General features: G+C 36.5%; 6 protein-coding genes and 1 pseudogene. 5 read left to right on the top strand and 2 right to left on the bottom strand.

Annotated features, from left to right (window positions below):
* The first annotated feature begins 41 nt into the window (after positions 1 to 41).
* Positions 42 to 539, top strand: coding sequence for a MaoC family dehydratase (locus tag METMK1DRAFT_RS09405; protein WP_172634135.1), 498 nt, complete (start codon positions 42 to 44; stop codon positions 537 to 539).
* A 7-nt stretch (positions 540 to 546) separates the two neighbouring features.
* On the opposite strand, the gene METMK1DRAFT_RS09400 is transcribed toward METMK1DRAFT_RS09405, so the two are convergent.
* Positions 547 to 1,890, bottom strand: a complete 1,344-nt coding sequence (locus tag METMK1DRAFT_RS09400) for a hypothetical protein (RefSeq protein WP_009073397.1) — start codon at positions 1,888 to 1,890, stop codon at positions 547 to 549.
* 56 nt (positions 1,891 to 1,946) lie between these two features.
* On the opposite strand from METMK1DRAFT_RS09400, the gene METMK1DRAFT_RS09395 reads away from it, so the two are divergent.
* The 4 genes from METMK1DRAFT_RS09395 to METMK1DRAFT_RS09380 are packed head-to-tail and all read left to right on the top strand — an operon-like array spanning position 1,947 to position 6,010.
* Positions 1,947 to 2,507: a hypothetical protein gene (locus tag METMK1DRAFT_RS09395; protein ID WP_009073395.1), complete on the top strand. Its 561-nt coding sequence runs from the start codon at positions 1,947 to 1,949 to the stop codon at positions 2,505 to 2,507.
* On the top strand, positions 2,504 to 4,117 hold the full coding sequence (locus METMK1DRAFT_RS09390; protein ID WP_009073392.1) for a hypothetical protein: 1,614 nt from the start codon (positions 2,504 to 2,506) through the stop codon (positions 4,115 to 4,117). Before METMK1DRAFT_RS09395 ends, METMK1DRAFT_RS09390 begins: the two co-directional genes overlap by 4 nt.
* A gap of 13 nt (positions 4,118 to 4,130) precedes the next feature.
* Positions 4,131 to 5,534 (top strand): hypothetical protein, encoded by a 1,404-nt coding sequence (locus METMK1DRAFT_RS09385; protein WP_009073389.1) that lies wholly within the window; start codon positions 4,131 to 4,133, stop codon positions 5,532 to 5,534.
* 11 nt (positions 5,535 to 5,545) lie between these two features.
* Positions 5,546 to 6,010, top strand: coding sequence for a hypothetical protein (locus METMK1DRAFT_RS09380; RefSeq protein WP_009073387.1), 465 nt, complete (start codon positions 5,546 to 5,548; stop codon positions 6,008 to 6,010).
* Positions 6,011 to 6,167: 157 nt separating this feature from the next.
* Here the strand turns inward: METMK1DRAFT_RS09380 and METMK1DRAFT_RS09375 are convergent.
* Positions 6,168 to 7,151: pseudogene (locus tag METMK1DRAFT_RS09375) on the bottom strand (transposase); the annotation flags it as partial.

Genomic DNA, 7,151 nt, shown 5'->3' with positions numbered 1-7,151 from the left:
CTTCGTGATATGATCAATATATTCAATAATTCCTTCATTGAATAAGTCTAAACCGAGAGATATATTACAATTTGCAAAGGAGCCCTGAATCACCCTTTAAGAGTAAGGTAGGTAGAACAATAACTGATGTGGATAATATCTGGTTTACCCTTCTAACGAATAATAGTAATCAAATACATTTTAATAAGGACTATACTGAGAAATATTTCCCTGGAGAGCCTTTTAAGGGTAGGTTAGTAGTAAACGGATTTTTAACACTAGCCATAGTAGCAGGATTATTAGTAGAGCAAACTAGTCAGAATAGTTTCATGTTAGGCATAGAGAACGTAAAGTTCCTAAACCCAGTATTTGCTGGGGATACGATATACGGAGAGGCTGAGGTAATAGAAGTAAGGGAGTCTAAAAGCAGAGCTGGATTTGGAATAGTTAAGATTAGAACATGGGGATATAATCAGAGAGGAGAAAAAGTTGTAGAATTTGACAGAGTTTTCATGGTAAGGAAAAGAGGAGTTTCATGGACTGGAGAGAAGAAAACCTAAATTAATTTTATAATATGACGTAAGTATTTTTTCCAATCTCTGGTATATAATAAGGAGTAGTATTTCCGCGAACCCAAAGTAGGCCATAAATCTGTGAAGGCGGATTAGAAGATTGATATATAAAGTACCAGTAACCTATGGCGTAAAGACTTTTACTATGGGCGAATATCCATGTATAATTATATGTATTATTGTATAGATAGCCATCTTTAAGCATTACACTCGACACGTTGTAAAAACTAGTTAAGCCATTTTTTAATGTTTCAAAGAACGCTTGAGTTATTACGTCAGTTAATAAAGGGGAACCAAAGGTTACGTTTAAAGTATATCCGTTAATCTCACTAGGTAATGAAAGCGGATTCCTAGTATAATTCAGTATTTTACCAGAGTATGAATAAATTGATATATTTAACTTACCCGCTAAATTAGCTTGTGATCCAGACGTGAAATTTAGGAAATAAAAAGTATTTTGATTGAGCGAATATAAAAGTGTATGAAAAGTTGTAATAGAACCTTGCATTATACTTAAGTATAAATTATATCCAAGCTGATAAATTACTATTGAGAAAGTTTTTTGAGAATTACCTTGAGAACCTGTTGGCCCAAGAGTAGCATTTAGTATAATTGATTGAGTAGTTGCGTTACTAATTGGGGAAAACCAAAGACCTACTTGAAATCCAGTTTGGCTTATTGATATATGAGGTTGGGGAAATCCAGTAAGAGTAGGGCTATTAGTGTCATATAGCCCACTTGAACTTAAGGCATAAACTCCTATTCCACTATTCGTTGGATTTAAGTAGGTATAATCGAGTCTGTACCACTTCCCGCTAAAGTAATATAGTATCCAAATAATAATTACTTGCCCCGGCTTAACCTTAGCTGATATGATGTAAGTCTGATCAGGTGTGATGTTAAATGCATATGAATTAACCTTACCCAACAGCTGACCTTGCTGAGGTAAATAAACGTTATTATTAAATTGAAATCTAGTAACTAAATTGTAACCATTAGTAGTTGAATAAAATAGGGCTGCATTTTGATTACCATTAGGGAGTGCATAAAAAGGATTTAATTGGGGGGAAATTACAAAGGGTATTATAGTAACCTTAGGACTAGGAGATTTAATCCATATAATATAGCTTACATTAAAATAATTATATGATGGAGGAATTCCGTAAAATGATACTTGAGATACAGATGCACCCACTAGCTTAGATAATCCTATAACGTTTTCCTGTTGTAAGAACGTTAATGTATAAGAAGACATGTAGACAGAGTATACTTCAAATATCGCTAACGCTAACACTATTGTGGCAACAATAATCATTAGGTTAACTACGACACTGGGCATATATGCAAAATTTTGATGAAGTTTTATATATATGTTTTTCGGTATTATTAACAGAAATGCCTTCATCAGTAATTGAGGAGTTTATGATAATAATAGCAGTAGTGTTATTAGGACTAGTACTCTTTGGACTTACTATGACTTACTTTTTACCACATGAGTTATTTAGTATAGCCCAACAGCAAGCTAGTTCTTTATCCTCAACGTCAACTCTTTCAGTAGGACCTCTTTTAGTTTCTAAAAACAGCGGAAGTGCGGTAATAGAGTTATATAATCCTTCAGTCTCACTAAACATCTCAATTTTAGTATTTGCGGTTCCTTCTTATTTAGAACAAGATGTAGGAATTATAGGCCCCACAAGTACTCCTTCATTCTCAGTTTACTTACCTAATGGTCAATTAGCTAAGACCATTAATATAAACTCTCCTATATATGACGTAGGGGGTGGAATAATTTACGATACTCCGATTATGACCTATACGATACCCGTAAATGAGCCCGTGACCGTGACAGTAAATAACGTTAATTCTAATTCCATTTTAATAATATGGATCTTATATTATTCAAACGGGTATTGGTTTAGAATAGATTACGGATTTACGGGGGTGCCCAGCTCATGAAGGCATTATCTTCGCCCGTATTTTTAATCCTAATGCTTCTAATATTATTATCAATTTTAATTCCCTCCTTGTTAATATTAAACTCTACACCAATTTACTCAAGTCAGGGTAAAATAGCTTCAACGCTCTATACCCAATTACAACAGCAGCAACAACAGCAAGTATTTAGAGGTAATCCTAATATATATTACAACTCTACTAAGTACCCCTCAATACAATTCATTTTCAGTTCCATTCCAATTCCGATTAATATTACTCAAATATATTACTTTAACGGAAATACATGGGTTCCCGTTCTTAAGAACAGTATCATAGTAAGCAGTACTACTAAATTACCCTTGCCTCCTGCAGCTTTTAACCAGCCAATATTAATGGTAACGTCAGAAGCTAATTTCTACTTCTTGAATCCTAACACTTCAATAACTACAGTTACCATATCTGGACCTGCTGGTAAAATTCCAGTATATGTTACAGCGTTCGTATTAAATGGAAGTAAGGTAATTCCAATAAGCGTTCAAGTCGCATTACAAGGGAATATTATAAACAATACTCCAGTTATATTCTATCTCAATCCTGGATCTTATTCTATAGCTGATAAGAATAGTTCTTCTATATTCTTGCCAGGTTACGGATTAACAGCTACATTCCAGAATTGGACTATTGTAGGTTACGGTAATCTAAACTCTCCCTCAAATTCTCAGGGTGTAACATTTACAGTAAGTGGTCCCTTAGTATTAACTATTGTATATAAGGCTGTGTTGCAAGAGTTTCAGGTTACTATAAAACCAGCTAATATACCTTTAGGGACTAATGGAAAAGGTGAAGGATCTACTACTAAAATCACATTAACTTCTCTGAATACTACAATTCCAGTTATTGTAGATAATAAATTGTACCAGATACCAAGCAGTGGAATTACGTTAACTTTAACTTACGGTTATCATATTATACAGTTTCCCTCTTACTACAATATAACGTTTAATTACACTGGGGGATATTTTAGTAAACCAGTTTTAGGTGGCGAGATAATCTGTTATAAATTTACTGAATTGGCTTCAAGTATTAGTAAAATTAGTATAGTATCAAGTAATGAGGTATTCGTGAATTCAAGCGGTATAATATGTGGGAACTATCAGCTATATCAATCATATTATCTAGTTATAATAAAGAATTACTTCTATTTTCCAAGTGGAGTCTGGGCAGTTAAAAACAGTACGCCAGTTAATATAAGTATAGCTGGCCAGCCACTTCAAGTAAATATACTAGGTACCGATATTGTGATCACATTAGGCAATATTGAGAACTATGTACCGCAGAAAATATATTTTAAACAAGGAACTGAACTTAATATACAACTTGATTATTTACATCATTTACTAAGTCTTCAAGGATCCTTTACTATTTATCAGAGTAATGAGTTTATACAGTATGTCTGCCTTATATCCTATCCTATCAACGTTACTGTATTTAATGTAAGTTCAGTAAACGGTCAAGGTTATGTTTATGAACCTTTACCTTCTCTAGGCAATTATGGTAATATATATATTAATTCTCCTACTATTATAATAAATTATCAAGAATGGGAATATGGAGTAGAACCTAATAATTAACGGAGGTGGTTAAATGAAGGGTTTATCTAACACTATTTCCGTTATAATTCTAATTTTTATAATACTTACCGTAATGATACCCATTATGTTTTATATACAAAATATCTCTCAGTCTAGTAGTGTCTCTCAGTTTATTGTAAATAATTACGAATATCTACATAATTTACAGATTTCACAAGTTAAGACCGGACACCCTTCCATATTTTATAATGGTAGTACGATTTATTTAATTTACGCTAATGGAACCTTTGAGCCTCTTTCAAACTTAACTATTATTGGAATTCTTTATCTAAATCAGAACGGCGTATGGGTTAACATAACCTCAATAAAGTACCCCTTAGTAGTATCAGAAGGGCAAACTATAAATTTGCCAGGCTACGTTAACGATAGGCCAATTATAATAATAACGTCCCTAGGTAACATATTTTTCTTACAACCTGGTTCGTCAATAGGTCCTTTCTCAACGGGCGGAAAGGGGGGATTAGAAATATTGGCCCAAATATCTAATTCCACCATCAGTCCCATATCTGTTTCAACTAATGTGACTACTAATATATATGGGAAATTTGAGAACTTCACAACGCCTGCAGCTTTTCCGAATCAAACTGGGTCTTTTCAAGCTAAAGTACCGCAATACGTCTTTTACGAAAACTCTAAAGGTCAAGTAATATCTGGTGTCTTCCATAATTGGATAATATTAGGTAAGGCTAGTGTTAACTCTACAAATACCGTTGGTATTCAAGTAAGTTTAGAAGGTAGCCCAGTAGTTATGGTTGCAAATTACACTCCAATAACAGCTAAAGTTAATTTACAAATAACAATACTAGGTAATAGTGATAATCAAATAAATTGTCCAATTAATGTGAACATAAACGGTAAAAGTTATACTATTAATAAAGGAAGTGCGATTATTCAAATACCTGCAGGGTTCTTTAATATCACAGTTAATACTTTACAATTTAATAATACATTGCAAAAATATAACGGAGTTATATACCATTATGTATACGATAATATAACATATAACGGCAAGTCATATATCTCGACTTCAGTTATCCTATTCGTCCCGCCTAATCCTTCAGCTACTCCTATAGTTTACATATATTATTTAAATAACTTTAATTATTATAGAATTTATATTTACGATTATAATCCACCAGGTAGTGTTAGCTTAATACTTAATGGTACAGTATATCAATATAATAATATCTACTGGATTATAGGCGGTAAATATTCATTTGATCCTACGGGGATTATTTTTATTTATATTTATTATGGTCAATCATGTCAAGCTCAAGAAGTTTATATAAACAACACAGTTTATTATTATCCGAATATTCCTCAGTATATCATAATAAACGGTCAAACTACTATAAAGGTCTACTATGGTGATGTGGGAACTGCTTGCCCGTTATAGGTGATCATTAAATGAAAGCACAGTCTGAGTATTTAGGGTTTATAATAGCAATAATCGTTATAATCCTAATTCTTATACCCTTATTTTTAATCTTAAGTGACTACTCTGTTCCTTCTGCTAAAAGACTTGATTACGCTACAATAGTAGGAAACCAAATAAATGGAGGGGCAACAATAATTTTCTTTAATTCAACTCCTTCAAAGTCTTTTTTAATGGTTTACAGAGGCAATGCTAACTATACATTGTCTGCAGTATATTACGATCATAAGGGGATATGGTATAATATAACGTCTTTAGTAAACGCTACAATAAAAGTGAATGGTGTTCAGAAGACTGTATCTTTGCCTGCTCCCTTAGTGTACAATTTTACATTACCTTCAAGGGTATGGAACTATACATTAGTTTTACAGTTAGAAGCATATAACGTAACAGTTTTCGCAACTGTATTTCCTAATGAGACAGCGTATACGTCTTAATTTTTGTAATGGATTATAAAAACATAGAGTATAAATAACAATTTTGTTAATGCGGTATAAATTATATAAAGTGTGAATTTAATTTCAATTCATTACAAGATTAATTCGTTAACAGCGGTTATGGGACTTTAACGTAACTTACAGCAGTTATGGGACTTTAACGTAACTTAAGGATTTTCATCAGCCCAGGCGGTCCGCCTAAATAACGTTCAACGAACCTGAGAAACGCCTCCACGCTCCTCAGGTTCAGCTCCCCCACCAGCTCCCTGACGACGTTGGTCATGATGGTGAAGATCGTGAGGTAGCCCTGGAGCCTCTCCCTCCTCCAGAACGAGGAGTCCTCCAGTCCCAAGGCCTTGACGTCCCTGTGGAGCTCCTCGATCTCCCACCTCATCCTCCAGGCCTCCTCGATCTCCTCCTCGCTGAGCGAGAGGTCGGTCGTGTAGAGGTACTTCACGTGTGTCCCGGAGTCACGTTTATATTCCCGGGCTAGCAACTTTACCGTAATCGCTTGGCCTCCCAGGGTCAGGTCGGCGTAGTAGAGTCCGGGGGGGTAGGTCTCCCACTCGGAGGTGTCCCTCCACCTCCTCGAGGGTCCCCTGGACCGACTCGACCCTGAGGAGCCTCCGGTTGGACTTGAGCTCAGACACCACGTTCTCCTTCACGAGCTTCTCTGACCAGTACCACGAGTCGAAGACTACCCTGGACACGCGGAAGTACCCCTTGAGCACGTCCAACATCTCCCTGGCCATCTCGATCTTGGTCTTGAACTCGGTGACCATCCCCAAGTCCAACATCTTCCTCACGGCGTAGGGGAAAGCTCCCACCATGAACGTCCTGCCCGTGGAGAGGTCCACTATGGCGACCGTGAGGAGCTGCACGCCCCTCTCGAACCTCCCGTGGGCGTGGCAGTAGATCCAGTAGTTCCTGTGGGGGCTCACGTCCCTCCCCTGGAGTACTCCTTGTGGTCCACGGTGTCGTCTATGATGACGGCCACCTCACCCTTCACCAGCCCCGACAGGACCTCCAGGTAGTCCCTCCACGCGTCTTCGAGTTCCCCCAACGCCTCCAGCAGGTTCGCGTAGTCCAACCCGAACGTCTCAGCAGCATTCCTCACGCTGGCCCTCCCACCTAGCAGGAC

Source organism: Metallosphaera yellowstonensis MK1 (assembly GCF_000243315.1).
Lineage (GTDB): Archaea > Thermoproteota > Thermoprotei_A > Sulfolobales > Sulfolobaceae > Metallosphaera > Metallosphaera yellowstonensis.
Note: the sequence above shows the minus strand (reverse complement) of the source record. Positions and strands in the feature narration are given on the sequence as shown.